Origin of the sequence: Nocardia sp. NPDC004151, from assembly GCF_042874235.1 — a bacterium.
GTDB lineage: Bacteria > Actinomycetota > Actinomycetes > Mycobacteriales > Mycobacteriaceae > Nocardia.
The window spans coordinates 1-26581 of record NZ_JBIAMR010000025.1 but is presented as its reverse complement, the minus strand read 5'-3'; the positions used below and the strand labels follow the sequence as shown (position 1 = coordinate 26581).

Annotated in this window: 21 protein-coding genes, 2 tRNA genes and 1 pseudogene; 12 read left to right on the top strand and 12 right to left on the bottom strand. The window is 68.0% G+C overall.

The genetic code is table 11. The features are described from left to right. Nucleotides 1-62 precede the first annotated feature (62 nt). The gene (locus tag ACFYTS_RS34840) at nucleotides 63-719 is read right to left on the bottom strand and encodes a TetR/AcrR family transcriptional regulator (protein ID WP_387309519.1); all 657 of its coding nucleotides are present in this window, start codon (nucleotides 717-719) and stop codon (nucleotides 63-65) included. 294 nt (nucleotides 720-1013) lie between these two features. On the opposite strand from ACFYTS_RS34840, the gene ACFYTS_RS34835 reads away from it, so the two are divergent. Next, entirely contained in the window at nucleotides 1014-1622 is a 609-nt protein-coding gene (locus ACFYTS_RS34835) for a hypothetical protein (protein WP_387309518.1), read from the top strand. Between the two features lie 32 nt (nucleotides 1623-1654). After that, nucleotides 1655-3598, top strand: coding sequence for a glycoside hydrolase family 5 protein (locus tag ACFYTS_RS34830; protein ID WP_387309517.1), 1944 nt, complete (start codon nucleotides 1655-1657; stop codon nucleotides 3596-3598). A 437-nt stretch (nucleotides 3599-4035) separates the two neighbouring features. Here the strand turns inward: ACFYTS_RS34830 and ACFYTS_RS34825 are convergent, their stop codons facing one another. Together ACFYTS_RS34825 and ACFYTS_RS34820 are read right to left on the bottom strand one after the other, a co-directional pair. Then, entirely contained in the window at nucleotides 4036-4956 is a 921-nt protein-coding gene (locus ACFYTS_RS34825) for an Ig-like domain-containing protein (RefSeq protein WP_387309516.1), read from the bottom strand. Between the two features lie 184 nt (nucleotides 4957-5140). Continuing rightward, nucleotides 5141-5896 carry a hypothetical protein gene (locus tag ACFYTS_RS34820; protein ID WP_387309515.1) on the bottom strand — a complete coding sequence of 252 codons (756 nt, stop codon included), beginning with the start codon at nucleotides 5894-5896 and terminating at the stop codon, nucleotides 5141-5143. 561 nt (nucleotides 5897-6457) lie between these two features. Here ACFYTS_RS34820 and ACFYTS_RS34815 point away from each other — a divergent pair. After that, complete coding sequence (locus ACFYTS_RS34815; RefSeq protein ID WP_387309514.1) at nucleotides 6458-6763, top strand: transposase; 306 nt, start codon at nucleotides 6458-6460, stop codon at nucleotides 6761-6763. A gap of 444 nt (nucleotides 6764-7207) precedes the next feature. On the opposite strand, the gene ACFYTS_RS34810 is transcribed toward ACFYTS_RS34815, so the two are convergent. Together ACFYTS_RS34810 and ACFYTS_RS34805 are read right to left on the bottom strand one after the other, a co-directional pair. Next, entirely contained in the window at nucleotides 7208-8152 is a 945-nt protein-coding gene (locus tag ACFYTS_RS34810) for a LysR family transcriptional regulator (protein ID WP_387309513.1), read from the bottom strand. 140 nt (nucleotides 8153-8292) lie between these two features. After that, a complete protein-coding gene (locus ACFYTS_RS34805) occupies nucleotides 8293-8724 on the bottom strand; it encodes an SRPBCC family protein (protein WP_387309512.1) in 432 nt (143 codons plus the stop codon). 168 nt (nucleotides 8725-8892) lie between these two features. On the opposite strand from ACFYTS_RS34805, the gene ACFYTS_RS34800 reads away from it, so the two are divergent. From ACFYTS_RS34800 to ACFYTS_RS34780, 5 genes are all read left to right on the top strand, one after another. After that, nucleotides 8893-9636, top strand: coding sequence for a PP2C family protein-serine/threonine phosphatase (locus ACFYTS_RS34800; RefSeq protein ID WP_387309511.1), 744 nt, complete (start codon nucleotides 8893-8895; stop codon nucleotides 9634-9636). Between the two features lie 95 nt (nucleotides 9637-9731). Further along, complete coding sequence (locus ACFYTS_RS34795) at nucleotides 9732-11717, top strand: YhgE/Pip family protein (RefSeq protein ID WP_387309510.1); 1986 nt, start codon at nucleotides 9732-9734, stop codon at nucleotides 11715-11717. Between the two features lie 64 nt (nucleotides 11718-11781). After that, a tRNA-Met gene (locus tag ACFYTS_RS34790) sits at nucleotides 11782-11855 on the top strand. A 408-nt stretch (nucleotides 11856-12263) separates the two neighbouring features. Next, nucleotides 12264-12337, top strand: a tRNA-Met gene (locus ACFYTS_RS34785). A 200-nt stretch (nucleotides 12338-12537) separates the two neighbouring features. Continuing rightward, nucleotides 12538-13764: a serine hydrolase domain-containing protein gene (locus ACFYTS_RS34780; RefSeq protein WP_387309509.1), complete on the top strand. Its 1227-nt coding sequence runs from the start codon at nucleotides 12538-12540 to the stop codon at nucleotides 13762-13764. A gap of 28 nt (nucleotides 13765-13792) precedes the next feature. On the opposite strand, the gene ACFYTS_RS34775 is transcribed toward ACFYTS_RS34780, so the two are convergent. The 4 genes and pseudogenes from ACFYTS_RS34775 to ACFYTS_RS34760 form a co-directional block, all read right to left on the bottom strand. Continuing rightward, nucleotides 13793-14887, bottom strand: coding sequence for an NAD(P)/FAD-dependent oxidoreductase (locus ACFYTS_RS34775; protein ID WP_387309508.1), 1095 nt, complete (start codon nucleotides 14885-14887; stop codon nucleotides 13793-13795). A 55-nt stretch (nucleotides 14888-14942) separates the two neighbouring features. Continuing rightward, complete coding sequence (locus ACFYTS_RS34770; RefSeq protein WP_387309540.1) at nucleotides 14943-15386, bottom strand: TetR/AcrR family transcriptional regulator; 444 nt, start codon at nucleotides 15384-15386, stop codon at nucleotides 14943-14945. 9 nt (nucleotides 15387-15395) lie between these two features. Next, nucleotides 15396-15542 (bottom strand): annotated as a pseudogene (locus ACFYTS_RS34765) (TetR family transcriptional regulator); the annotation flags it as partial. A gap of 293 nt (nucleotides 15543-15835) precedes the next feature. Beyond that, entirely contained in the window at nucleotides 15836-16390 is a 555-nt protein-coding gene (locus tag ACFYTS_RS34760; protein WP_387309507.1) for a DUF1772 domain-containing protein, read from the bottom strand. Between the two features lie 267 nt (nucleotides 16391-16657). On the opposite strand from ACFYTS_RS34760, the gene ACFYTS_RS34755 reads away from it, so the two are divergent. Beyond that, nucleotides 16658-18031, top strand: coding sequence for a cutinase family protein (locus ACFYTS_RS34755; protein WP_387309506.1), 1374 nt, complete (start codon nucleotides 16658-16660; stop codon nucleotides 18029-18031). Nucleotides 18032-18056: 25 nt separating this feature from the next. Here ACFYTS_RS34755 and ACFYTS_RS34750 read toward each other — a convergent pair whose 3' ends face one another. Continuing rightward, nucleotides 18057-19172 (bottom strand): HoxN/HupN/NixA family nickel/cobalt transporter, encoded by a 1116-nt coding sequence (locus tag ACFYTS_RS34750; protein ID WP_387309505.1) that lies wholly within the window; start codon nucleotides 19170-19172, stop codon nucleotides 18057-18059. A 123-nt stretch (nucleotides 19173-19295) separates the two neighbouring features. Next, nucleotides 19296-20831, bottom strand: a complete 1536-nt coding sequence (locus ACFYTS_RS34745) for a DUF4185 domain-containing protein (RefSeq protein ID WP_387309504.1) — start codon at nucleotides 20829-20831, stop codon at nucleotides 19296-19298. Nucleotides 20832-20976: 145 nt separating this feature from the next. On the opposite strand from ACFYTS_RS34745, the gene hrpB reads away from it, so the two are divergent. Continuing rightward, nucleotides 20977-23457 (top strand): ATP-dependent helicase HrpB, encoded by a 2481-nt coding sequence (gene hrpB / locus ACFYTS_RS34740; protein ID WP_387309503.1) that lies wholly within the window; start codon nucleotides 20977-20979, stop codon nucleotides 23455-23457. A 244-nt stretch (nucleotides 23458-23701) separates the two neighbouring features. Continuing rightward, nucleotides 23702-24685, top strand: coding sequence for a zinc-binding alcohol dehydrogenase family protein (locus ACFYTS_RS34735; RefSeq protein ID WP_387309502.1), 984 nt, complete (start codon nucleotides 23702-23704; stop codon nucleotides 24683-24685). Here ACFYTS_RS34735 and ACFYTS_RS34730 read toward each other — a convergent pair. After that, nucleotides 24669-25991, bottom strand: a complete 1323-nt coding sequence (locus tag ACFYTS_RS34730; RefSeq protein ID WP_387309501.1) for a DUF2252 domain-containing protein — start codon at nucleotides 25989-25991, stop codon at nucleotides 24669-24671. The two genes, ACFYTS_RS34735 and ACFYTS_RS34730, sit on opposite strands and share 17 nt — an antisense overlap. A 125-nt stretch (nucleotides 25992-26116) precedes the next feature. On the opposite strand from ACFYTS_RS34730, the gene ACFYTS_RS34725 reads away from it, so the two are divergent. Further along, nucleotides 26117-26572, top strand: a complete 456-nt coding sequence (locus ACFYTS_RS34725; protein ID WP_387309500.1) for a family 1 glycosylhydrolase — start codon at nucleotides 26117-26119, stop codon at nucleotides 26570-26572. The last annotated feature ends 9 nt before the right edge of the window (nucleotides 26573-26581 follow it).

Here is a 26581-nt window from a genome sequence, read left to right as displayed (position 1 = left end):
ATCTGTGCGTTTGTGCAGGATTTTTTGGTGATTCGCTGCGCCGCTGGGGTTTCGGGGAGCTACTAGAGTTCCGCCCCGACGCGTCGCTGCAGCAGCCGGTCGGCCGCGTCGCGTTCGGGCCCGGCGAGATGTGACAGCGTCAGCGCGCGCAACGCCTGATGCAGGGAATCGGCTTCGACCGCCCGGGTACGCGGACGGCCGAGGCGGTGCAGCAGGAAGCCGTCGATCATGGCCACGATCTGCCCCGCCGCCTCCTCTGGGTCGACGGCCCCGCAGACGCGCAGCACGCGCGCGGCGAGGGCTTCGAACTGTTCGAGCGCCTCGGTGACGGGACCCTCGAGTTCCGGTCGCCGCCCGGCGTCCAGGTACAGCTGGAACTGCGCGATCACCGCGGTGCGGGATCGAGCCGCGGTGACCGCGATGAGCCGCAGCAGCTCGTCGAGGGTGGGGCGTTCGGCGAGGGCTTTCTCGAACATCGGCCCGAATTCGGCGATGCGGTCCCGGACCTGTAGCGCAAGCGCCTCGTCGATCAGATCCTGGACGGAGGCGAAGAAGTATCCGGTCGTCGCGCCGGGCAACTCGGCGCGGGCGGCCACCTTTCGATGGGTCACCGCCGCGGGTCCTTGCTCGGCGATCAACTCCAGCGCCGCGCGAACCAGCGCCTCGCGCCGCAGTCGGCTGCGTTCCTGTCGCGGTTGCTCGCGCGCGGGGCCGCCCATGCCTCCCCAACCCTGTTCGGCGCACAGGCATCCGGGCATCCTGTGCGAATGCCCAGATTCTAGTGGCCGAGCCGCAGCCGGCGAATTCATCGGCCACGAAATGGGGATCGGAAATACCCGTAATGGCCTGAATCAGGGTTCTGACCTGGCGAGATGGTTTGACAAGCAAAACCTGTGGATCCACCCGAAAACAGCGTTTCTCTGTGAAACGACATCGTCCTACAGTTCTGCCGATGAGTCGGCCGCACCCGGTTCGACGTTCCGATCAACCGTATTGCGTCCGAAGGAAATTCAATGACACACCGAGCAACTCGGCACGGTATCGCTGTCGGCGCCGCGACCGCCGCGGCGGCCTTGACCCTGCTGAGCACCGGCACGGCCCACGCCGCACCCGATTCCGTGACGTGGACCGACCGCGTCGCGAGCGTCACCCGCACCGTCAGCGACGCTTCGCCGAAGGTTGGCGACACCATCACGGTCACCACCAAGTTCGAGCGCAGCACCAGCCCTGACCTCCAGCTCAACTGGGTCAAGGACTTCCACGACGCGTGCCTGACCTACGTCAGCGACTCGGCCAAGCTCGACGACGGTACCGGTGCGAAGGGTGTCGAGCCGTATCTCGAGATCAGGCCCGGCTTCATCGCGGGAGATTTCATGGCCACCAGCTATCGCGTATTCGTCAAGGCCGCCGCCCCGGTCACCTTCACCGCCCAGTACACGGTCGGCGCGAGCTGCACCCGCGGTACGCCGCTGTCGAGCGGCACGTCCTATCTGGGTTCGCTCGGCAAGGGCGATTACAACAGCTACGGCCCGTTCATCACTGTCGCCAAGGACAGTGACGGGGGGGGCGGCGTCTCCACCGGCAGCCTCGGTTCGCTGCTCGGGACCGGTTCCAGCAAGTAGCACGCGGTTGGACCTTCGGATGAGGAACTCGAATGACGTTGACTGAACACCGTTTTCAGCGGCGGCCGAGGTGGGAGGCGCTGTCGGCGTTCACCCTGGTCTCCGCGATGCTGCTGGCCCTGGGGATGTATTTCGCGCCTACCAGCGAAGCTTGGCCATGCCTTTTCAGCGGATCTGCCGGGTGTGGAGGCTCAGGCTCAGGGGGATCGGATCTGAAAGGCCCGCTCAGCACCCGTGGGCGCTATATCGTCGACGCGAACGGGAACCGGGTCAAGCTGCAATCCGGCAACTGGCACGGCTCCAGTGGAACCTGGAACGGCAGCGGCGACGACGAGGACCCGGCCAACAACCAGGGCGGCGAGGTCGGGCATCGCGCGCCGCTCGGCTTGGAGCGCGTCTCGATGGACAAGCTGGTCAAGGACTTCAAGGCGCTGGGGCTGAACAGTGTCCGGTTGCCGTTCTCGAACGAGATGATCTCCGACGACCGGCCGGTGCGGGGCCTGACCGCCAATCCCTCGCTCAATGGCCTCAAGCCGCTCGAGGTGTACGACCGGGCGGTGCGGGCGTTGACCGATGCCGGGCTCGGCGTCATCCTCAACAACCACACCACCACGACCAAATGGTGCTGCTCGAACGACGGCAACGAATTCTGGAATTCGGGCCAGGACACCGGCAAATGGGTGGACGACTGGGCGTTCATGGCCGCCCGGTACAAGAGCAACCCGGGGGTCATCGGCGCGGACCTGCGCAACGAGATCCGGCGGACCACCTGGAACGACCCCAATGTGGGCTGGGGCGACAACCAGGACTGGGAGGCGGCCTCCCGCCAGGCCGGTGATCGAATCCTGACCACCGCCAACCCGAATCTGCTCATCATGATCGAGGGCCTGAACTGGACCGGAATTCCCTCCGACCTGTTCCCGCACGAACGCCCCATGCTGAAGCCGCAGAGCTGGCTGAGCTCGACGCTCACCCGCTCACACAAGGTCGTGTACAGCGCGCATTTCTACGGCTACATCGGCCCGAACCACACCGGCGCGACCGGCCTGGGCGAAACCCACGACACCCGCTTCCGCGAAATGTCGCGCGATGACCTGTTCCGGTCGATGGACGAGCTGGCCGGATACGTGGCCACCACCCCCGACAAGCATTTCACCGCACCGGTGTGGGTCAGTGAGTTCGGCGTCGGAACCCAGGCCACCGACCAGGACAAAGCCTGGTTCGCGAACATGGTCGACTACTTGATCAGCCGCGACCTGGACTGGGCCTACTGGCCGATGGTCGGGTACCAGACCCCGGATCAAGGCGACAACTGGGGATTGCTGCGTTACGCCGCCGACGGCAACCTGAGCAGCGTCACCTCCAACGGCGGTGACTGGCGCGGAGGGTACTTCCGTCGACTGGTGGGCGAGAAGGGCAAGTCCGGGCAGGTCTCGCCCGTGCGCACCTGGTCGATGCTCTACGGCACCAACTCCGACCACAACGCGTCGCTGCGGGCCGGCAACGATTGGGATTCCGGCGCAACGAAAATGGTGTGCCCCGATGACCAGCGCCTGATCGGGATCAGCGCGACGGGCAGGCGAGGCCTGTGCACGGACTCGAACGAGGGCGACCTGTGGAAGCCCGGCACGCTCGCGAACAAGGTGAACGAGGAGCGGGTGGACACCGACTGGGCCAACGGCTTCACCAAGTACCAGTGCCAGAACGGGCAGTTCATGATCGGCTACAGCCTGAACGGTGACGGCATGTCCGCTATCCTGTGCGTCCCCGGCCGCATCCCTCTCGCCGGCGCGGGTCGCACCGTGTGGGACGACCAGGGCGACAACCGCCCAGCCTCCGGCGAAGGCGGAGACTACGCTGCCAACCACTACAAGGGTCAGTGCAACTCCGACGAGTACGCCGCGGGCATCGGCTTCTCCTGGGCCAACTCCCGGCACGGCCACCCGGACGCTCTCTACTGCCGCAAGCTCAAGTAGGCGCGCTTCCTGAGTAGTTCGAGCCGCACCCGGCCACCGGGTGCGGCTCGATCCGTGTCCGGGGGAGGACGCCGTGTCCGATGCCGGGACTTGCCGGACCCCAAGGGGTTCAGGTCCGCCGGGCGCCCCTGGATCGTTGCCCGGATGGGCCGAGCCCGTTGCCGGCGGCCGAATCGGTAACGCCTGCCGGCGAATTGAGCTGCTACCGTGTCGGCCGCCCGGCGACCAAGTCGCCGTCGGAGCCGCTGTCGCGGGACGGCGTAGTCCGCGGCTGGATCATGCCACCGGCTGTGGCGATCGGCCCGGGCGGAGCGGTCGCCTCCGTGAGGCTCGGACGTATCTCATCGCCGACGTTCTCGTAGCTGGGAACCAGACAGGAAAGCGGCCCGGAACCGTGTGGTTCCGGGCCGCTCCGTGTTCAGCCGGCGGGGTCGTGGCTACTGGCTGGACCCGGTGCCGCCGAGCAGGGAGCCGAGGCTGCCGAGAATGCTGTCCGCGCTACCTGTACCGCCGGTGCCTCCCGTTCCGCCCGAGGACGCGACAGTGACGCTCGCGGTCGCCTGGGAACCGGACGTGCCGTTCGAACCGGAGTATTCGGCGGTAACGGTGTGCTGGCCCGCGGTGGCGGGGGTCCACTGGACGGTCGCCTTGCCGGTGCTGCCGACCTGGCCGGTGCCGATGACGGTGCCGCCGTCCTTGAACGTGATCGAGCCTCCGGCCTGGGCCGGGGCGACGGTCGCGGTCAGGGTGACCGCCTTACCGGCTACAGCGCCGGTCACCGGAGCCAGCGTGGTGGTGGACGACGTGGCCGTCTTCTTCGTAACGGTGATCGAGGGCCCCTTGTCGGTGAAGGTGGCCTTCCCCGCGCTCGACAGGTATTCGATACCGGAGTCGAGCTCCACGTCCTGCTCGCAGTCGGCGCCGACCGTGTACTGGGCGCTGAACACGGGCGATGAGACGTTGCCCGGCTTCGCGACCACCTGGTAGCTGGTGGCCATGAAATCAGCCGCGATGAAGTCGGACGTGATTTCCAGGAAGGGCTCGACCGGGTGTTCGCCGCTGGTGTCGGTCAGCTTCGCCGAATTTGTGACATAGGTGAGGCACGCGTCGTGGAAGTCCTTGAACCAGTTGATCTTCTCGTCGCCGGAGCCGGTCCGCTCGATCTTGGTGCTGACGGTGATCTTCTCGCCCACCTGCGGAGTCGTATTGCTCACCGTCCGGGTGTAGTGGCTCGAGCCGTTGTCCCAGTTGATCGTCGTCGGGGCCGCGCCGGCGGCGGCGGAACCGAGCAGCGTCACGGCGCCGAGGGCGACGGTGGCGGCCGCGCCGACGGCGGCGCGGGCGGTTGCGTGTGTCATGGGGATGTCCTTTGTCATTGACGGGATTTCGGAACTCCGTCCGATGCGTCGAGCACCGCCGGCCGATCCGGCTGTGGGAGAAGAACCGGTGGCCGGCGATGCTCGACAGGCCCCCGCTGCGGTGGGGCCGTATGCGAGCCGGGATCTATCGGCTCGCACGTTCTTTCGCGGTGTCGGGTTTCGCCTAGGACCCGGCGGAACCGGTGAGGGCCGCGAGGCCCGGCAGACGTGACGACCCCGAGTTGCTGTTGCCGGATCCGGAGTTGCTGCCCGGTGTGCCACCGGGGTTGCCGCCCGGGTTACCGGCCGACACCGTGGTGTGGGTCAGGGTCGGCGCGGAACCGGGATAGCACTTCACCGGCACGTCCACCGCGCCGAGGATGGTGCCCGAATCCACCGATGCGGTGAAGGTGAGACCCGGGTCGTCGAAACTGGTGCCCGCGAGAGTGCTGGTGATGGTCCCGGCCGCGGAGGCGGTGACGTTCACGGTCACCGCGGGCAGGGTGAAATCGGATCCGGCCGCGGCGGTGCCGGGAGCGTCGAGGGTGAGCCGGCCCCCGGACTGTCCGACCGTCGCGGCGACCGTGCCGCCGGACACCGTGCTCGACACATACGTCGAGTTCGTGGGAACCGGCATGAACAGCTTGAATCCGCGCAGGCTGCGGAGGGCATGGCCCGAGACCGAGCCGGGGACCTGCTGGGCGGCCGGCGTGAGCGTAATCGCCACCGCGTCACCGACACTCGCGGCGCTCGGTGCGGCGCCCGATACCCCCAGCGCCATCGTGAAGGTCTGCGCTTCTCCGATCGGGGGCTTGGCCTGGCACTGGAAGTCGATGGTCGTCGGAGCCTGCGGATCCGCCTGGGCGGGGCCGGCGGCGAGACCGAGCGGCAGCAGCGCCAGGGACGTGACGACGGACGCTCGCACGAGGCTGGGCTTCATGGATGTACTCCTCCGGCAAAACGGCATTGAATGGGAGTGTTCGGGGCTTCGTATTCGCGCCCGAATGCCGTGATTACGCTAGAACACCAAGGGAGACAAGAAAAATCAGAATCTCGGGTTTATTCACAAGGCTGATCTGTCAATCGTTGCCGCGATTGACAAGTCGGACGTGACAATCGGCAATAAGAATTGATTTATCGAGAGATCGCAGGTCAGGTAGTGTTCGGTGTCGGTCCGGAAAGTATGGGAGCGAGCCGATGAGTGCTCTAATTCCCAATCTCCATCTGCATGTGGAATTGGGTCCACTGGTCCTGGACTACCGAGGTCAGGCCGATCAGATCGGCGAAGTTGCCGGTGAACTGGCGGCCGCCGGACTCGCGGCGGTCAGGGTCGATGACCGGGTAACCGCTGAGATGCCGTGGCTGCCGTGCTCTCGGCTGTGGAGTCCGCGAGTCGGCGTGATTGACAGCCTTCGCTTGTGAACGATCCCGAAATCATGGTTTCACCCGGGTTCCCTTGTGAGCTAACGTTTCTCGTCATCAGCTAGAGAGGAGCTCGCCCGTGGCGCCACCCCGAAAATACCCCGATGCGCTGCGGGCGCAGGCCGTCCGGCTGTACCGGGAGTCCGATCCCAAGCCGACCTTCCGCGGGATGGCCGCCGAACTCGGCGTGCATCATGAAGCGCTGCGCCTGTGGATCAGGCAGGCGGAAAGCGAAGCGGGCGTGGGCGAATCGAGTGGCTGCGAGCGCCTTTCCGAGGAGAACAGGCGGCTCCGCAAGCGCATTGCGGACCTGGAACGGCTGATCGCGATCATGCGCGCCACCAGGGTGCCGGTCGCGCCGATCGGCGACCGAATGCGCCTGTAATGACCAACAATTCGTGCTTGTGGGTGGATCGGAAAGAGTGACTTCTCTCTGAATCCGTTCCTGGATAGCGTCTTCGGTGTGAGTTGAAGGGCTCACATTCACATTTGTATCCGGCCGGGCCCGACATTCCGGTCGGCCCGGATACCCGCTTGGGCGCAGCCGATCAAGTCGGTCCTTGCGGACAACCCCGGCCTGGAGCGCATCGCACACTGGATCGGGTCTCGAAGTGAGTCGATGGGGGTGGCGCTACACAACGGTGCCACCCCATCGACTGCGTTCAGTGAAAGCTGTTGGCCGAGCAGGCAATATGCGATGTCGCCCTCGGCCGTACGCGTCCAACGCGGCATCAATTGATGCGTCGATAGACAATCCGCTCTCTTGAAACACGGGAAGAACGCCGGCCGAGAGGGCGAATTGTCCTCAGGTTGCCTAGGTGATCCACGTTCACGGGCGGAACGGCATCGTCCGGTCGGTGAAGTCGGGGCGCTGCAGCGGGTCGACCAGGTCGTGGCGGGTGTCTCGAATATTCGTGGCCACGTCGACGAAGGAGCGCACCAGGGCGCTCTCACCCGATGCGCGCCAGCCGACCGCGACCTCACTCGGGGCGGCGCCGACGATCGGCACCAGTCGGATCCCCGGGAACGGCAGCCAGCGTGCGGCGGCCACAGTGACCACGATGCCCAGGCCCAGGGGCACCTTGTACTGGGATTCCAGCGCCGACGCGGTGCGGTGGGTGATCGCTGCCGGAGCGTCGCGGTAGGCGTCCAGTTCCCAGAAGGCGTTCCATTCCGGGTCCTTGGAGGACGCGCCGATGATGGTCTCGTCGACGAGGTCGCCCACGTGGACCTGTGCGCGGTCGGCGAGCCGATGGTCGGTGGGGAGCATGACCATCAAGGGTTCGGTGAACAGGGTTTCGCAGTGAATCCCCTTGTCGGCGAAGGGGCGCCGGACGAGGGCGATATCCACCGCGCCATCACGCAGTCCGGCGGTCGGGTCGTCGAAGCTGGACTGCCGCTGCTGCACGGTGACCCCGGGATGGCGCTGCTGGAACGCGTCGAGGATCGGTTCGGTGAGGGTCAGCGCCGCGCCTTCGAGGGTCCCCAGGACCAGACGATCCTGCTCCGCGTGCTGGATGTCGCGGGCGCGTTCGATCGCCGTGTCCAGGTCGTCGATTCGGTCGATCTCCCGCAGGAACGCCGAACCGGCCGCCGTCATCTCGATGGCGGGTGTGGTGCGGGCGAACAGGACGATGTCCAGTGCCCGCTCCAGCTGCCTCATTTGCGCGTTCACGCTCTGCTGGGAAATGCACAGCTGCTGCGCGGCGCTCGCGAAACTCTTCTCCTCGGCGACCGTCATGAGGCAGCGCAATTGTTGGGTATGCACCTGCATGGCTGAATTCTAGACATGCGATCGCTGTTTCCGTATTTACAATTTGTGCTTGTCAGTGGAGGGGAATTCGTGGTTTCTGATCGGAAGGAATAGTGCGCCGACTCCTTCGGGCGTTGAATTCCCCTGCCGCCGAGCGATATTCAGCCGTAGAGCTGGACGAAGCGTTCCAGGGACCGTTCGACGTCTCCGCGCAGGGCGCGCGCGACCGCCGAGCCGATGGGCCCGAACAGGGGTGCGCCGCCCAGTTCGAAGTGCGCGGTGACCTGCGAGCCGGTCGAACTCGATGCCACGCGCAGTTCGATGCCGAATTTGGTGCCGCCGATTCCGGAACCGTTGAGGATCAGGCGGTTCGGGGGTTCGGCGGTCTTGACCGTCCAGGTGACCCGGTTGCGGAAGCCCTTGACGGTGGCGACGCCGATGAGCCGGGTGCCGGGCGTGAGGTCGTCGGGGATCGGTCCGCGCCAGCCTTCGTGCAGGGTCAGCCACTTGTCCAGTTCGGGCAGGTCGGAGGCGTGCGACCAGGCCTGGTCGGGCGGGATCGGGACGTCTACGGAAACCTTGAGCTTGGCCACGGATGCGATGGTATCCGTTACAGGGCGTAGCACTGAATACGCGGGGTCGGTTCGGCGGTTCCTCAGCAAGCCCACAGGCAATTCGGGAGCGGAGCAGGGGTTTCGCCCGTTGAATGGGTAGTGCTGGTCGTCAGCACCCCGTGAGACCGAGTCCCAGGAGGTCGGGTCGTGCACACCGAAGCCATCGAGGTGGAAGAAGCCGATGCCGGCGCGCTGCTCGTCCGGGTGGCGGGATTGGGGGTGACCCGACTGGGGCGTCGGACCGTCAACGCGGACGCCTTCGCCACGTTCACGGATACGCGGAGTGGGCGCAGCGCTTTCGTGGTGGCCGACGGGGTCGGTGATCATCTGGCGGCGGCCCGGGCGGCACGGCTGGCGGCCTCGATCGCGGCGAAGGTGGCGGTCACGGAGGGCGCGCAGGCTGCGATCCTGGCGGCGCAAAAGGGATTGGTGGACGAGCTACCCGAGTCGGCCGCCGACTGTGTGCTGGTGGTCGCAGTGCTGCCGAATCGGGGGCAGCCGGACGGTCCGTGCGATGTCGCGTGGGTCGGCGACTGCCGGGCCTACCGCTGGAACGGCCGTGTCCTGCACCGCATGACCACCGATCACACGGTGGCCGAGTACTTCCGGGCGCGCGGGCACGATCCGCTGCCCGGCATGAGGCATCTGGTGACCACGTCGGTGCGCACGGTGCGCCCCGGCGATATCGGGCGCGCCTCCACCGGGTCGAGCGCGGGGCGGCTGCTGTTGTGCAGTGACGGGGTGGGCAAGCAGCTGGGCATGCCGCTCATCAAATCGATCCTGGCGCAGGGTTCCTCGGTGGGTCAGGTCGCGGAGGGTCTGGTCGGTACGGCGCTCGCGCGCGGCGGCACTGATAACACGACCGCGTTGGTGGTGGACGCGATTCGCTGACTCGGCAGGACAATTTCCCCGAATCCCCACATACTGGACGAGCGACCAACTAGCTTTGGCTCGAACGTTTCACTGGGCAGCATCGGGGTTTCGCCGTGGCAGACAGATCGACATCCATTCGCGCACGCATCGGCGAGCTGCTCCGGACGCGCCGGGCCTCGGGTCCGCTTCGGGTCCTGGTGGTGCTGTTCCTGGTGGTGCCGACGCTCATCTCAGCGGTCTACATGTGGATCATGTGGGACCCGGAGCTGTATCTGAAGCGGATCCCGGTGGCGGTCGCCAGCGACGATGTGGGCGGCGTCTCCGACGGCAAGGCCCAGAACATGGGGACCGAGATTCTCGACACCCTGGTGTCCGGCGGTGAGCTGCAGTTCCATCGGGTCAGCAGCGCCGAAGCCGTGCAGGGCCTGCGCGAGAGCCGCTACGCGTTCTCGGTCGTCATCCCAGCGGATTTCACTCGCAGTGTGCTGAGCGTGACCGATCCTGTGCCGCAGCGCGCCCGAATCGCGGTCTGGTACAACGACTTCAACGGCACCCTCGGCCCGGCCGTCGCCAATAGCGTGATCGCCGACGCCCAGAATCAGATCGCCGCCACCATCGGCCGCAGCTACGCCTCGCAGATCCTGGTCGGCGTCAACAGTCTCGGCGCGGGCATCGGTGACGCGTCGAAGGGCGCGACCCAGTTGGCGCAGGGCACCGCTCAGCTGGCCGACGGCTCCGGGCAACTCTCGACCGGTCTCGACGAGGCCGCCACCGGCGCTTCCCAACTGGTCGCGGGCACCCGCGAACTCCACACCGGCACCGTGCAACTCGCCGACGGCGCCCACGAGCTGGTTTCCGGCACCGACCAGCTCGGCACCGGCGCGACCCAGATCCGCGACGGCGTCGACCAGATCATCACGCCCCTGCTCGACGTGGTCGAACCCGCCGGAAAGCTCGCGACGCAGCTGACCCCGCTGCTCGACGAGCTGAGCAAGAACCCCGATCCGTCCGTGGCCGACGCCGCCACCCAGCTGAAGGGTTTGATCGGCCAGCGCCCCGGCGACCCCGATTCCCTGGTCGGCCAGCTCACCCAATTGCGGGACGGCACCAAGGAACTGGCCCGCCAGCTCACCGACCCCAAGGCCGAATACCGCGCCGGCGTCCTCGCCCTGGCCGACGGCTCCACCCAACTCCGCGACGGCGCGGTCCAACTCGGCGCGGGCGCCACCGAACTCTCCACCGGCCTGCGCCAACTCGCCGACGGCGGCCACGAACTCCGCTCCGGCGTCACCCAATTGGACGACGGCGCCACCCAACTCGACACCGGCCTCCGCGACGGCGCCTCCGCCGCCCCCCACATCACCGACACCACGGCCTCCGCCGACGTGATCGCCCAGCCCGTCACCATGGACGTCCGCAACCAGGAGCCGAGCCAACTGGTCCGCGGCGGCGACCGCAGCCACAAGGAGATCGCCCGCGGCGCGGGCCCGGTCTTGGTGGTCATGGGCGCGTTCCTGGCCGCCATCGTGCTCTGGATGCTGGTGCGCCCGTGGCGTGGAGCCGCGACCGGCCGCACCCCCTGGCGACGCACCGCCGTACCTCTGCTGCGGGGCTCCGCGGTCGGCGCGGCCGGTGTCATCGCCCTGACCGCGCTGGCCGCCGGCTACGGCAGTTCGGCGGGCTGGTCGCCCGAGCAGTGGCCGGTCATGGCGGCCGTGATCGTCTTGGTCGGCGCGGTGGCCGCGGTCACCACGCAATTGTTCATCGTGGTGTTCGGCCGCGTCACCGGCTCGATCGCCGCTTTCGCCTTCTATATGTTCCAGATCTTCACCTTCGGCGGTGTATTCCCCGCGGGCACAACCCCTCCCGCGTTCCGTCCCTTCGAGGACATCGCCCCGATGACCTTCGCCCGCCGTGCCGTCATCCGCGCCGACATCGCCCTGTACGACACCATGTTCTGGACCTCGATCGCCGTCCTGGTCGCCATGCTCCTCACGGCTTTCGCCCTCATGCTCGTCGCCCGCCACCTCACCACCACCGACCGCTCCGCCCCCGCGGCCACCCCCGAGCCCCTGCACCCCACCCCGACTCCGGCCTGAAAACAGCCCCTGACGAGCCGATTAGGCGCAGCCTCTGCCCCTGTGTACGGTTGTCATTACCCGACGCGGGGTGGAGCAGCTCGGTAGCTCGCTGGGCTCATAACCCAGAGGTCGCAGGTTCAAATCCTGTCCCCGCTACTACGAGAACGGCCCGGAACCTCCTGGTTCCGGGCCTTTCTCGCATCTGGCGCGAGCCATCCGGCCATCGGCCCGGCGCACCATGATTCGGAGCCGATCATGAATTTCACTGTCCGCGAGAGGCTCTCGGAGCTGCCGCGTTCATATACCGACGGCCCAGTTCGATTTGCCGGAACATGTTCTGCGACAAACGTTTTCGAGCAATGCACTCTTGCGGAGTGTCCTCGATCGGGGTGTAACGATGCGCGGTGGCCTCACCTCCCTCCCCATCCACGGCAAACGCGACCGCCACAACCCCGACCGCAACAAGGAGGGATTGGCCTGCGGCCCCGGCGATGCCTGAAAACATGCCCTGATCAGCGGATTAGGTGTATCGCAGGCCCCCTGTGTACGGTTGTCTTCACCCGACGCGGGGTGGAGCAGCTCGGTAGCTCGCTGGGCTCATAACCCAGAGGTCGCAGGTTCAAATCCTGTCCCCGCTACTAACGGAGCGGCCCGGAACCTATTGGTTCCGGGCCGCTTTCGTATTGTCGGGGACCATCTGGCGACCAAGTCGACGGTACTGGTCCCCTACGGCCCCTACCTGCGGCGGGAGTAGAGGGGGGCGTGGGGGGCGTGCGGTAGCGCGGGTCTACCATCGGATCGAGGCGGGGGGTTCGCCGAGCCTGCGACGGAGTGAGCCATGGTTCTCAGCGTCAAGGTGCCGCCCGAGCTGATCTCGGGGGAGGTCGACGAGGGGTTCGGGAAGGTTGCCGATGTCTTTCGCCGCACCATGTGCAGCGGGCGAGAGATCGGGGCGGCGGTTTCGGTGTATCAGGGTGGCGTGAAGGTCGTCGATCTGTGGGGTGGGTATCGAGACGGGGTCAGTGAGGCGCCGTGGGAGCGGGACACGATGGTTACGGTGTGCTCGACCTCGAAGGGGGTTTCGTCGCTGGCGGTCGCGGTGGCGGCGTCGCGGGGGCTGATCTCCTATGACACGAAGGTGGCGGAGTACTGGCCGGAGTTCGGGCAGGCGGGGAAGGGCTCGGTGACGGTGCGGGCGTTGTTGTCGCATCAGGCGGGGCTACCCGTTCTCGACCGGGCATTGACCTTGGCGGATCTGATTGATCCGGGGCGGTTGTCGGCGAAGATCGCGGCCCAGGCTCCGGCGTGGCCGGTGGGGGAGCGGCACGGGTATCACGCGGTTACGTTGGGCTGGTACGAATCCGAGTTGATACGGCATGCCGATCCTGACGGGAGGACGCTGGGGCGGTACTTCGCCGAGGAGGTAGCCGCGCCGCTGGGCCTCGATTTCCATATCGGGTTGCCGGATTCGGTGGATCGGGACCGGGTGGCGCGATTGCACGCCTGGTCGCGCTACGAGGCGATGCTGCACCTCAATACGATGCCGCCGCGGTTCGTGCTCGGGCTGCTCAATCCGCGCAGCCTGGCCGCGCGAGCGTTCACAACACCGGGTGTTCGGGAGTTCGACGATCTCAATCACGAGGAGACCCGCACCGTCGAGATGCCGGCCGCGAACGGAATCGGCACGGCCCGGGCTATTGCCGCTCTCTATGGGTGCGCGGCCACCGGCGGTGCGGAAATCGGTTTGGCGCCGGACATTCTCGATGCGCTGATCAACCCCGCCGCGCCGCCGGTCAAGGGCCTGCGCGACCAGGTTCTGTATTGCGATTCGCAGTTCTCGCTCGGCTTCATGAAGCCGTTTCCGACGTTCACTTTCGGATCGTCGGATCGGGCGTTCGGAACACCCGGCGCCGGAGGGTCGTTCGGGATGGCCGATCCGGACACCGGGATCGGATTCGCGTATGTGACCAACAGGTACGGATTTCACCTGTGGAGCGATCCGCGTGAGCTCGCGCTCCGGCAAGCCCTGTTCCGTGAGGTGCTGGGCGGCCGAAGTCAGAGCTGAGCTGGTTCGGGGTCGATCGACGCCGGCCTCATCGCGGCCGATGCGACGCGCCGGCGCCCGGCAGCCACGCGTAATTGGCTGTGCGAGAACCATATTTCGCGTAGCGGTTGATCGATTCCTTGCTGATCGCGGCCAGTCGCCCGGCGATAAAGAGCCGACGTGGCGTGTCGTTGCGCCGGGAGGCTTGCACGAGGCCGTTGCGGCGGCCGAGGCTCAGTGCTTGGCCGGTGTAGCCCATCGAGAAGGGCTTCGGGGCGCGGCCTGTGATCAGTCGGGCCAAGGTCGAGGCCGCGTGTGCTCCTTGTGGAGTGGCTGTGGCACAGGCGAATCGAGCGTTCGGGACGGCCGCGCAGTCGCCGATCACGAAGATTCTCGGGTCGCTGACGCTGCGCAGGAACTCGTCGACCACCGCACGGCCATCGGGAGTGACCCGCAAGCCGCTGCGGGCCGCGAGATCGGGTACCCCGGACACGATCGCCCACAGCGTGAGATCCGAACCGAGCACATCACCTGTCTCGAGTACGACGGCGTCGCCTGCCTTGCCTGCGCGCACCTCGGCGAACGTGCCCAGCACGAGCTCGATGCCCAGCCGCTCGAGATCGGCGAGCACGCGTCGCTGCGCGGCTGAGGACAGACTCGCGCCGATGCTGGCGCCCACGAGGCGTACTCGTAGATCCGGGTGGGCCGCGGCGATCTCGCTCGCGGTCTCGATGCCGGTCAGCCCGCCCCCGACTACGGTGACCGTGCTGCCTTCGGTCAACTCGCCCAACAGCTTTCGAGCCCGTTGCGCGCCTTCCCAGGTGCCTACGGGAACCGTGCCGGTCGGCGAGAGGACGGTACTGCCGACGGCCAGTAGCGCGTAGTCGAACGCGAGCTCCGGGGTGTCGCGCAGGGTGAGGACGCCGTCGCCGATCTTCTCCACCGAGTCGACGCGGATCCCGATCCCGTCGCGGAGCATTGCCCTCAAGGGCGTTGCGGCCGAGCCGGTTCCTGAGATCTGCTCGTGCAGCCGCACCCGTTCGACGAACTCCGCGCGAGGATTGACCACGGTGATCTGCGCATCGCGCACCCTTTTCGCCAGCCGATTCGCCGCGATCGTTCCCGCGTACCCGGCTCCCGCCACAACGATTTTCATACTTGCCTCCCCGATGCCGAACTACCGCACGCTTGTCGCGCGGTCAGCGCTTTCCCTCACTGGTTTCTTGCAATGCGAAGTCGATGACCTCGTACAACTGCTCGAGCGGTGATCCGCCGCTGGCCGCCTGGTTTCCCGTGGTCATCACGATGCCCAGGTAGGCGAAGTACACGACCCGCGCGCGCCGCGCCGCCTCCGTGCTTTTCAGCCCGGCCGCGCTGAGCACGTTCTCGATTTCGGAGACCAGCGCGAGTGCGAGGTCGGCGAAGATCGCCGACTCGTGAGTGCCGCGCACGATGATCGAACTGTATTCGCGTGAGAGCGCCGGGTCCTGCGCGAAGTAGCCGATGAACGGCTCGAACAACGCCATGATGGCCTCGCGCGGGGTTTCCGGCAGGTCTCCGCGTTCGCCGCGAGTGCGGTGCACGGCCGCGATCCAGTCGTCGAAGACCGCGACCAGCAGTGCGTCCTTGTCTCCGACCGCCATCACCGATCCCGTGCTGACCTCGGCGTCAGTGGCGATCTGCCGGATGGTCGTCGAAGCGAAACCCTGTGTGCGGAACAGATTTTCAGCCGATGCGAGCACTTTTCGCCGCGTCGCTTCGCGCGCCTCGGCGCGAGAGTGAACACGTTCAGTGAACATGTTCAGTAGAGTGCCTCACTTTTCGCCGATGGTCAAGCGATTGGCCAATGCCTTGGTTCGGCTCGGGTGGCGGGGAGTAGCCGCGGTTCGCGCTGTCGTTGCCGGCCCATTCGGAGGGGCGGCCTGGGCGGTGGTGGGCAGGCGAGGGCGGTGGCGCCGGCGGCGATGGCCAGGGCGGCGGCTGCGGGGCGGAGGTTCATGGGATTCCTCGGGTGTGAGCGGAGTGACCCAACGGTCGCGCCGCTCACCGATGAGATCCCAATAAAGGCGCTAATCGCCTGGTGGAAGCGAGATCACCTGGTCAGGCGACCATGCTGGACCAGTGCCCAGGCAAGGGTGGCCAGGGCCCCGGTATTGGCCAGGGCGCGGACGATGTTCCATGTCAGCCACGGGGTTTCGAAGTCCTTGCGCAGGGCGGCGTAGTCGGCGAGGCCGGGGGCTGCGTCGGTGGCGGTGGCCAGGTTGTTGTTCAGAGGGACGTTGAAGCCGGAGGTGATGATCAGGCTCAGCAGGTTGAGCGCGACGGCGACGGCGATCCAGATCAGTACCGGGCGCAGGTCCGAACGCAGGTAGAACACCCCGGCCAGGACCGAGAAGCCCAGTGAGCCGAGGAAGCTGAGCATGAACACCGGGTTCACGATCACCACGTTGATCTTGTTCATCACCTCGACGTACGTCTTGTCGTCGAACTTGCCCAGCCCGATCATGACCGAGCAGGCGTAGGCGTAGAACACGCCCGCCAGGAGCCCGGTCGTCACCGTCGCGGCGATCAGGGAGATGACCCCGAAGGTTGGGGGCGCGTGCGGCGGGTCGAGGACTTCGTCGGCCAGTAATGTGCTGTGCTGCATGTCGTTTCACTTCCTGGGAGATTCGGGTTCGACTCAGTTTCGGGCGATCCGGTGATTCGATCAACGGCGATTCGCGCATGGCCGGATCAGCCCGTGTGATTGATAGCGATTCGACATGGCGGAAATTGCCAACCAACTGAAACGCCGATGTGTCTGAAAACCCTGCGAAATCGCCGCCGAGCGGCGAGAATTAGCTATGACTGTGCTGCGGATCTGTCCTTCGCGGCTCGGGAACGGGACCCCTTCGGCGGCAGAGGAATCGGAACGATGAGCAGGCTGGCGACCTCGTGCGCGGTGATCTTGGTTACCGCGGCCGTCACGGTCGGGACCCCGGGTATCGGCGCGGCGCGGGCGGAAACGCCTGGCCCGGAGCCGTGCACCCGCTACACCGCGATTCTCGCGCCGGGCACCTGGGAGACCAATCCCGACGCCGATCCGACCGTCCCTGTCGGCCTGCTCCGGCCGATCGGCGACGGCCTGCAACGGCAGTTCGGATCCGACATCACCGTCCTCTACGCCCCCTATGCCGCAAGCGCTTTCGACCAGGGCCTGACCTACGCGCAGTCGCTGAGCACCCTCGAGGCCCGATTGCGCGAGATGGTGAGCGGTCTGTGCGCGAAGACCCGTGTCATGCTCGCCGGGTACAGCCAGGGCGCGGACGGCGTCGGCGACTTCGCGACCGAGATCGGCAATGGCGAGGGTCCGATCGCCGCCGACCGGGTGGTGGGCGTCGGCCTGGTGGCGGACCCGCACCGCGACCCGAGAACCGCTCTCCCGCTGGGGACTCCGCAGCCGGGCCACGGCATCGCGGGCATCCGGACCCAGGATTTCGGGGCGCTGACCGACCGCGTGCGCACCATGTGCGCCGACGGTGACCTGTACTGCTCGCTCAATGCCGCGGGGTCGCCGTTCCTTTCGGCGCTCGGCCAGGTGGTGTCCGGTAACCCCGACGCCATCGCGGCCGTGATCCCGCCCGGCATCGATCCGGGCCCGGTCTTCGCGCAGGCGATCAAGGTGGGCGCGGGCTGGTCGGCGACCGCGGCGAACATCCCCGCCATCCTCGCCAAACTCACCGGGCTGCAGGATCTGATCGAGGCGGGCAACATCCCCGCCGCGCATCAGATCGCGAAGGACCTCAATACCGCCCTGGGCCCGCTGGTCCAGGCCGCGGCCGGGGTGGACCTGCCGCTGGTCGCCTCGGTGATCCGGGCGGCGGGCGGTGTCGACCCGACCGGTTGGACCGCCGCGACCAGTGTTCTGGCCGACGCGCTGACCCAGATCGACATCGTGGGCATCGCCACGAATCTGGGCCGCGTCGAGGACAGCCTGTGGCGCGCGGCCGATGCCCTCGCCCACGACAACGCGCTGGCCGCCGCGGCCGAACTGGTGACCCTCACCCCCGCCGGTCTCGATCTGGCGGGCTCGGTGCTCGGCCCGTTCACCTCCGCCATCCGCAGCGACCTCCGCGCCGCCGCCCGCACCTTGATCAGCCTCGGCGATCCCGACAGCGTCAACAACCTGATGGAAATGACGCGTCAGGGCGTCGACCTGGCCAACTTCTACGCCTCCAAGGCCCACGTCGACTACGGCGACGACACCGAACTGCTGCTGGATTTCCTGGGCTCCCAGGCGGGTTCCTAGCGCCTCGCCGGATTGCGGCCGATGATCAGTCGAGAGTGTCCGCGCGCGGCTGTAATCCGGCCGCCCACTTCTCCTCGATCCGGCCGTACCGCCAGGTGAGCAGGGCGGCGGCCCAGGTGACGACGAACAGTCCGACGATCAGGAATCCGATGAGATTCAGGTCGAGCCCGCTGATCGTGTCCCACGGTCCGCCGGTCCAGCCGAACTCCTCGGCCAGCAGACCGAGCAGTTCGATCGTGCCGATGATGAGCGCGACCGCGATCGACAGCGACGTGATGGTCAGGTTGTAGTAGATCTTGCGCACCGGGTTCGCGAACGCCCACCCGTAGGCGAAGTTCATGAAGGTCCCGTCGATGGTGTCGAGCAGGCTCATTCCGGCCGCGAACAGCACCGGCAGGCACAGGATGGCGTACCAGGGCAGTCCCGCCGCCGCGCTGGTCCCGGCCAGCACCAGCAGCGCGACCTCGGTGGCGGTGTCGAATCCGAGGCCGAACAGCAGCCCGATCGGGTACATCTGCCACGGCTTGGTCACCGATCTCATGATCGGCCCGAGCAGCCGATTCACCAGACCGCGTTGCGCCAGCTGGGCTTCCAGCTCGGCCTCGTCGAAGTCCCCGCTCCGCATCCGCCGGAACACCCGCAGAATGCCGACCAGCACAACGATGTTCAGCAGCGCGATGATGTAGAGGAAGGTCCCCGACACCGTGGTGCCGATCAGCCCGGTGTAGCGGTGCAGCGCAGAGGAGTCATCCTCCACCGGCCCCGCGATCGCCTTGACCCCGAGCGACAGCAGCAGCGCCAGCCCGAACACCACCGACGAATGCCCCAGCGAGAAGAAGAATCCCACCGACAGCGGCCGCTTCCCCTCGCCCATGAGCTTGCGCGTGGTGTTGTCGATGGCCGCGATGTGGTCGGCGTCGAACGCGTGCCGCAACCCCAGCGTGTACGCGGTCAGCCCGACTCCGATCCCGAGCGTCCGGTCCCCGACGCTCAGCTGCTGCGGCGCGACGAACGCCACCAGCGTCACCCATCCCACGATGTGCAGCGCCACGATGACCCCGGCCATCGCTCCGAGCCGCACCCACTCCTGCCGAGTCACCCGCATGGATCTCACGTCACACACCTCTCCACGACCACCCATGGTGCCCGACGGCGTCAAAGGTTCCCCGACCGGCGTGATCGACCGTCCGCACCACGGCGTGATCGCGCATGGATTCGATCGGTCCGGGCCCGCGCGGGGTGGACCGGACACAAAACAGCTGCGCTACTTCAGTTTCGCGTGCATGAGGTAGACGTTGTAGCTGTTCCACGCGGAGATCGTGAAATACAGGTCCTGGGCGGTGGACCAGGGGTGGATGAACCCGCCGTAGGCGGTCGGGTAGTCGTCGGTATTGATCAGCGCGACCGGTTCGGTCCACGTGCCCTGGGGGTCGGCGGCGGTGCGCAGCACGATCTGCCCGCGCACGGTGTCCAGGTACACCATCCGCCAGCGGTTCGACTCGGCGTCGAAGTGGACCGACAGCTCACTGGCCGTGCCGGTGATCAGGGGCGTGGCGAGCATTTCGTTGGCGCCGTCGGCGGGAACCCAGGCGTCCTTGACCCAGTACTGGTACGCGGACTTGTTGAGCACCTGATCCGCGGGCACCCGGGCGAGCCCGATGGTGCCCAGCCGGCCGTTGGGAGTGCCGAACATGTAGACGAAGTCGCCGTGCGGCACCATCGTCGCGACCTGGAAGCGCCCGACGCCGAACAGGTTGTCCCAGCGTGCCCATTGGGATTTGGTCCAGGTGCGGCCGTGGTCGTCCGACCAGGCGATGCCGCCGAGGTTGGTCCACCACATGCCGGGGATCTTGGACCAGCGATTGACCGACATGTAGGTCAGGTACTGGCGATCGCCGACGGCGAAGCCGGAGGTGGGGATGGTCGTGGTCTCGTAGTTCTTGACCTTGCGGCTGTCCAGGATCTCGGTGGCGTGGCAGCGGGTGTTCTGCACGAAGTCGTCGAGGACCAGACCCTGCGACAGATCGCGGGTGCTGCTGTAGGCGATCACATTGCTGCGCCAATCCTGCGTGTCGGTGCCCGCGCCGCCGGGCTTCCAGCCCTTGCCGAAGGTGTCACCGAACACGACCGCGACCTGGCCGGGCTTGCTCTCCCACATCAGCCCGAGGTCGGTGCCGTCGACCGACCAGCGGGTGTCGGTGCGGTTGACCGACCCGCGCCCGGTCACCTGATTGACCAGCTCCACCGAAACCACCTGCGGCGCGGCCACCGCGGCGGCCGCGGGCGCGGGCACCGACGGCTGGACGGCCGGGGTGGGCGCGGGCTGCGGCTCGGGCGGTTCACCGCCGGGCACCACGATCGGGATGGGTTCGGGATCGGGGGCGACCTCGATCTGCGGCAGCGACGCGCTGCCGCCGCCCGGCGGGGCCGGCGTCGGGGCCTCGGTGTCGCGGACGTCCGGGCACGGGCTGGCACACGGGTCCTCGGGCAACGCGACATCCACCCGGTTGGCGTCCGGCGTCGGCGCGTACTGGCTGACCGTCACGATCTGCGGCACCGGGATGGGCACCTTGATGGTCTGCGGCGGCTGCGAGGTCGATCCGCTCGGGTCGGCCTGCCGGTTGACCGGGTCGAATCCCGTTTCTCCACAGCTGTTCACGGGCGCGGGCGCCCACGGGTGCGGCGCGGCGGCGGCGGGGGTCGCGGGCAGCAGTATCGCGCCCAGCGTGACCACGGCCGACAGCGACAGCGCCGCAGGGATTTCGGCATGGCTCGAGCGACGGCGGGATCGAATTCCCATGGGGTAGGCGGCTCCTCGTTCGCGATCGACCCGCCCACCTTAGACCGATCTTGTCGCAGGGTGAACCACCGTGAACCGGTCGCGAGATCCGTCGCGTGTGAGGTGGTCGCGGCGCGATCCGGCCCACGCGGCAGACTGAACGGTAATGAAACTGCCCGATCTCCCCGACCTCCCCGTGCGCGCCGCGCTCGGCGAGATCACCGACACGCTGGCCGAGCACGGCACCGCCGTCCTGGTCGCCCCGCCGGGCACCGGTAAGACGACGCTGGTCCCGCTGGCCCTGGCCGCCGCCACCGCCGGCCGCGTGGTGGTGGCGGAGCCGCGGCGACTGGCCGCGCGCGCCGCCGCCGCGCGTATGGCCGCGTTACTGGGGGAGCGGGTCGGGGAGACCGCCGGATACTCGGTGCGTGGCGACCGCAAGGTCGGACCCCGCACCCGCATCGAGGTGGTGACCTCGGGACTGCTGGTGCGGCGCTTGCAGAACGACCCCGAACTCGATGGAGTCGACGTGGTCGTCCTCGACGAATGCCACGAGCGACACCTGGACGCGGACCTGCTGCTGGCCCTGCTCCTCGACGCCCGCGCCGGACTGCGCCCCGACCTGCGGGTGCTGGCCACCTCCGCGACCGTTGCGGCGGATCGCCTTTCGGTCCTGCTGGGCGGTGAGTCGGAACCGTCGGCCCCCGTGCTGGAGGTGCACGGTCGCACCTACCCGGTCGAATTCGATTACGTGCCACCGCTGCCCCGCGAACGCATCGAGCAGCAGGTGGCCCGCACGACCCGACTGGCCCTCACCGACAGCCCCGGCGATGTCCTGGTCTTCCTCCCCGGCGCGGGCGAGATCCGCCGCACCGCCGCCCTGCTCTCCGACCTGCCCGACGTCGACGTCGTCCCGCTGCACGGCAGACTGCCCGCCGCCGCACAGGATTCCGCCCTGCGCCCGGGCGCCCGCCGTCGAGTCGTCCTCTCCACCGCGGTGGCCGAGTCCAGCCTCACCGTCCCCGGCGTCCGCACCGTGGTCGACTCCGGACTGGCCCGAGTCCCCCGCATCGACCACCGCCGCGGCCTGTCCGGCCTTGCCACCGTCCGCGTTTCGGCCGCCGTCGCCGAACAACGCGCGGGCCGCGCGGGCCGAGAAGGCCCCGGCCGCGCCTGGCGCTGCTGGCCCGAATACGAGCACACCACCCTCCCCGGCTACCCCGAGCCGGAGATCCGCACCGCCGACCTGACCCGGCTGGCGCTGGAACTGGCCTGCTGGGGCACCGTCGACGGCCAGGGCCTGGCCTGGTGGGACGCACCCCCCACCGGCGGCCTCGCCGCGGGTCGCGCGGTCCTGCGCGCCCTCGACGCCGTGGACGACCATGGCGCGGTGACGGATCGAGGCCGCCGCATGGCAGCGGTCGGCCTCCACCCCCGATTGGCCAGAGCCCTTCTCGACGGCGCGACCGAGGTCGGAGCCCGCGCGGCCGCCGAGGTGGTGGCCCTCCTCGACGACGACGCACTGGCCCCCGGCGTGGATCTGGTCGCCGCCCTGCGCGCCCCGCGCGGCGATCGCCCGGCCCGCTGGCAGCAGGAGGCGCAACGTCTGGCGCGCCTCGTCGGCGACGACATCGACAGTGGTCGGAGGTCCACACCCCGTTCGGGGGGCGATGATCCGGCTCTGGTCGCGGCACTGGCCTATCCGGAGCGACTCGCTCGTCGTCGCGCTTCCGGGTCGGCCAGTTATCTGATGGCGGGTGGGACCGCGGTGACCCTGCCGCCCGGAAGCGGATTGGGCGATGCCGAATGGTTGGCGATCGCGGTGGCGGGGCGAGATCCCGGGCAATCCGAGGGGCGAATCCGGTTGGCGGCCAAAGCCGATGAGGAACTGGCCCGCCGAGCTGCCGCCAATCTGCTCACCACCGTGGACGAGGTCGACTGGGTCGATGGTGATCTGGTGGCTCGCCGAGTGCGCCGGTTGGGCGCGATCGTGTTGTCGGAGCAGCCTCTGCGCGATCCGAGCCCGGAACTGGTCGCGGCGGCGCTGCGGCGGGGATTGCGCGCCACCGGCCTCGACCTGTTGCGCTGGACCGATGATGCCCGGAGCCTGCGGCAGCGCCTGGACTTCCTGCACCGCACGCTGGGCGCGCCGTGGCCAGCCGTCGACGACGACACGCTGCTCGCCGACATCGAAACCTGGCTCGCCCCTGAACTTTCCACCGCCCGCCGCCGCGCCGACCTGGAGCGGGTGGACGCCGGTCAAGCCCTCCGCCGCCTGCTGCCCTGGCCCGAGGCCGCCCGGCTCGACGAACTCGCCCCCGAACGCCTGGAGGTGCCCTCCGGCAGCAACGTCCCCCTCGACTATTCCACCGATCCACCGGTCCTCGCCGTCAAGGTCCAGGAGATCTTCGGCTGGACGGAGACGCCGCGCCTGGCCGACGGCCGCGTGTCGCCTGTCCTGCACCTACTCTCCCCGGCCCGGCGCCCGGTGGCGGTCACCGCCGACCTGCCGTCCTTCTGGCGCGCCGGCTGGCTCCAGGTCCGCGCCGACCTGCGCGGCCGCTACCCGAAGCACGCCTGGCCCGAGGACCCCACCACCGTCGTCGCCCACCGCGGCACCGCCCGCAACGCCAACCGGCCGGGATAGCCGGGTTGGAGGCCACCTCCGCCGCACGCCGGGAACCTCGGTGAATTCGAGACATATACGGCCACAACCCACTACGACCGCGGTATGAGGCGAGTAGGCAGCGCCGAAGACGACCTGTGGCCGACAGGGGACACCCGCGCGGCCCGCGGAATAGTCGGTGCGTCGCGCATGCTGCACTCGTGCGTCCGGGTTCGGACGATGTGGCGACGCGTCTGGTGAGCAGGCGGAGAGGGAGTGTGGCGGTATGCGCGCGATTCGATTCGACGAGTACGGCGGGCCCGAGGTGCTGCGGTCGGTGCAGCTGGAAGTGCCGGTGCCGGGCGCGGGGGAGGTGTCCATCGAGGTGGCGTACGTCGGGGTGAATTTCGCTGACTTGCAAGCTCGTTCGGTGGGGTATCGGGTTCCGGCGTTGCCGTATGTGCCGGGGCTGGAGCTGTCCGGTCGGGTGCGGGCGGTCGGCGCGGGCGTCGAGGGGCTGAGCGTGGGGCAGGCGGTGGCCGCGATCTCGGACGGTGGCGCGTATGCCGAGGTCGTCGTCGTCTCCGCGACGACAGTCTTCCCGGTGCCCGACGGTGTCGATTTGCGCACTGCCGCAACGCTTCCCACGGTGCTTCCGACCGGTTATGCCCTGCTGCACACGGTCGGCCGCCTGCAACCGGGCGAGACCGTGCTGGTGCAGGCCGCTGCCGGTGGCGTCGGCACGGTGGCCGCGCAGATCGCCAAGCTGGCGGGTGCGGGCGCGGTGTACGGCGTGGTCTCCAGCCCGGCCAAGGCCGAGTACGCGCGCGAATACGGTTATGACGATGCGTTCCTGAACGAATCGTTCGATGCCGACGTGCGCGCCGCCACCGGTGGCCGCGGGGTGGACCTGGCGTTGGAGTCGATCGGCGGTGACACCTTCCGCCGTACCTTGGAGTCGCTGGCCCGCTTCGGCCGCCTGGTCTCATTCGGCAATGCCGGTGGCGGGGCCCCGTGGCAGGTCGGTGCGCCCGAACTGTTCCCGCAGGGCCGTTCCGTCGCCGGATTCTCCATCCTGGGCCTGAGCGCCTCGGCTCCGGAGGTGTTGCGCGAGATCTCCGCTCACGCCTTCGACCTGGCCACCTCCGGCAAGGTGCGTTTGCCGATCACCGCCGAGTTCCCGCTCGCCGAAGCGGCCGACGCGCATCGGCTGATGGCGGGCCGCTCCTCGACGGGCAAGCTGGTCCTGGCGGTCAACGCCCAGTTGTGATCCGCCCGGATTCGATTGCGGTGAGCAGGGATTCGTGGTCGGCGTCGGTCTGGTCGGCGTAGGCCAGCGCGAATTCGCCCATGGCCCGATCGAAGGTGTCCTTGCCGCCCAGGTAGGCCGCGATGGCCATCCGGTCGCCGGACCGGGCGTGCCCGCGGGCCAGGGTGTGGCCGCACAGGGCGGCGTACTCGCGCAACTGGGCGGGTGACATGTCGTCGATGCTCAAGGAGCCCTTCATGTCTCGCAACTGCCGCCAGTAGTAGAAGCGTCCGTCGGGGCCGGTGGCCCAGCCGAGGAAGATGTCGCCGGCCGATTGGGAGAGCCGCTGTCCGTGCACGACGCGGTGGCCCTGATGGAGGAACTGGCTGTGGCTCAGGTGTGCTGACAGCACCGAGGGCTCGGCCTGCTTCACCTGGAGGAACAGCGGGTCGCCGGTGTTACGTCCGGTCAACAGCGCGATGTAGCAGCGGGTGCCGACGCTGCCGACGCCCACGACCTTCATGGCGATGTCGCGGAGTTCGTAGCGGTCCAGCAGGATGCGGCGCTCCTCGGGCAGCGTGTCCCGGTAGTCCGTCAGCACCGAAAGCAGTTGCTTCTGTGCCTTTTTCGGCACGGGCAGCAGCAGCGGCGGGTCGGCCTTGATGCGCGGTGCGCCGTCGGGTCCGAGTTCGGTGAGCTTGTCCAGCGCGTGCAGGCTGGTACGCGTCCGCGCCCGGCTGATCACCTTGGCGGTCAGCTTGCGGTGTTTCGGTCGCATCAGGGCGGCGACCTTGTCGGCGTCGACCATCTCGTACCAGACGTCGGTCTCGCCGAGCTCGGCCAGCCGGTTCATGGCCTCGCGATAGGCCCGCGCCGCCGAGACCGCGGCCTCGCCGGCCTCTTCGTCGTCGCTGCCATTGGCCCGTGCCGCCACCGCCACGCTGGCCGCGAGCCGCTTCACATCCCATTCGAAGGGGCCGGGCAGCGTCTCGTCGAAGTCGTTGACGTCGAACACGAGTGACCGTTCCGGCGAGGCGAACAGCCCGAAGTTGGACAGGTGGGCGTCACCGCACAGCTGCACGTGCAGGCCGGTGTTCGCGCCGCTCGCCAGATCCCCGGCCATGATGGCGGGCGCGCCCCGGAAGAACGGGAGCCGTCCGGCCGCCATCCGCTCGTACCGGATCCCCATCAGTTCGGGCAGCCGGGTGGCGGCCTGCCGCTCCAGCACCGCCACCGGATCCGGCCGATCCACCGCGGCTTTCCACTCACCCAGCGACCGCCGCGGCACCCGCTTGCGCACCGCCCGCCCCGCCTTCGATCTCGACATGGGCTGACTCTAATGGATTGTGCCAAACCACTATCGACCCGCTGCGCGCTCGAAACAATGCGCAGCTATCCAGGAGTGAGTAGCCGCATTCACTCGTTTCGAGTACTGGTCCCGGGGAAGTGCTCATGCGCACTCGATTTCGCTGTCTCGTCGCGTCCGCCCTCGTCACGGCCGCCGCACTACTCCTGGTCCCCGGCGTGTCCGGTACCGCGTCGGAGGAACGCGCCGGGGTGCTGGGGGACGATTTCCTCTGGGGAGTGGCGGCGTCCGGATTCCAATCCGAGGGTCAGTCACCCGACAGCAATTGGACGCGCTATATCGACGCCGATCCGGGCTGGGATCGCCTCGGCGGTTCCGTCGATTTCCGCACCCGCTACCGGTCCGACATCGCCCTGGCCGAGAGCCTCGGCGTCAAGGTCTTCCGTATCGGGATCGAATGGGCTCGACTGGAACCACAACCGGGCGTGTGGGATTCGTCGGCTTTCGCCTACTACGGAGCCTGTTGCAGAATCGATTTCGCGGAGCGGGGTGGGGCTGGGAGGATATGGCGTGGCCAAGTCGTATCGTCCCGTGCTGCGTGATCAGCTGAT

Coding starts and splice junctions, on each gene's coding strand:
- ACFYTS_RS34825 (WP_387309516.1), bottom strand. CDS start 4,956: ATGACACACGCAACCGCCCGCGCCGCCGTCGGCGCGGCCGCCACCGTC.
- ACFYTS_RS34730 (WP_387309501.1), bottom strand. CDS start 25,991: ATGTCGAGATCGAAGGCGGGGCGGGCGGTGCGCAAGCGGGTGCCGCGG.
- ACFYTS_RS34735 (WP_387309502.1), top strand. CDS start 23,702: ATGCGCGCGATTCGATTCGACGAGTACGGCGGGCCCGAGGTGCTGCGG.
- ACFYTS_RS34770 (WP_387309540.1), bottom strand. CDS start 15,386: ATGGCGGTCGGAGACAAGGACGCACTGCTGGTCGCGGTCTTCGACGAC.
- ACFYTS_RS34750 (WP_387309505.1), bottom strand. CDS start 19,172: ATGGGTGGTCGTGGAGAGGTGTGTGACGTGAGATCCATGCGGGTGACT.
- ACFYTS_RS34820 (WP_387309515.1), bottom strand. CDS start 5,896: ATGAAGCCCAGCCTCGTGCGAGCGTCCGTCGTCACGTCCCTGGCGCTG.
- hrpB (WP_387309503.1), top strand. CDS start 20,977: ATGAAACTGCCCGATCTCCCCGACCTCCCCGTGCGCGCCGCGCTCGGC.
- ACFYTS_RS34835 (WP_387309518.1), top strand. CDS start 1,014: ATGACACACCGAGCAACTCGGCACGGTATCGCTGTCGGCGCCGCGACC.
- ACFYTS_RS34755 (WP_387309506.1), top strand. CDS start 16,658: ATGAGCAGGCTGGCGACCTCGTGCGCGGTGATCTTGGTTACCGCGGCC.
- ACFYTS_RS34760 (WP_387309507.1), bottom strand. CDS start 16,390: ATGCAGCACAGCACATTACTGGCCGACGAAGTCCTCGACCCGCCGCAC.
- ACFYTS_RS34840 (WP_387309519.1), bottom strand. CDS start 719: ATGGGCGGCCCCGCGCGCGAGCAACCGCGACAGGAACGCAGCCGACTG.
- ACFYTS_RS34780 (WP_387309509.1), top strand. CDS start 12,538: ATGGTTCTCAGCGTCAAGGTGCCGCCCGAGCTGATCTCGGGGGAGGTC.
- ACFYTS_RS34725 (WP_387309500.1), top strand. CDS start 26,117: ATGCGCACTCGATTTCGCTGTCTCGTCGCGTCCGCCCTCGTCACGGCC.
- ACFYTS_RS34810 (WP_387309513.1), bottom strand. CDS start 8,152: ATGCAGGTGCATACCCAACAATTGCGCTGCCTCATGACGGTCGCCGAG.
- ACFYTS_RS34830 (WP_387309517.1), top strand. CDS start 1,655: ATGACGTTGACTGAACACCGTTTTCAGCGGCGGCCGAGGTGGGAGGCG.
- ACFYTS_RS34745 (WP_387309504.1), bottom strand. CDS start 20,831: ATGGGAATTCGATCCCGCCGTCGCTCGAGCCATGCCGAAATCCCTGCG.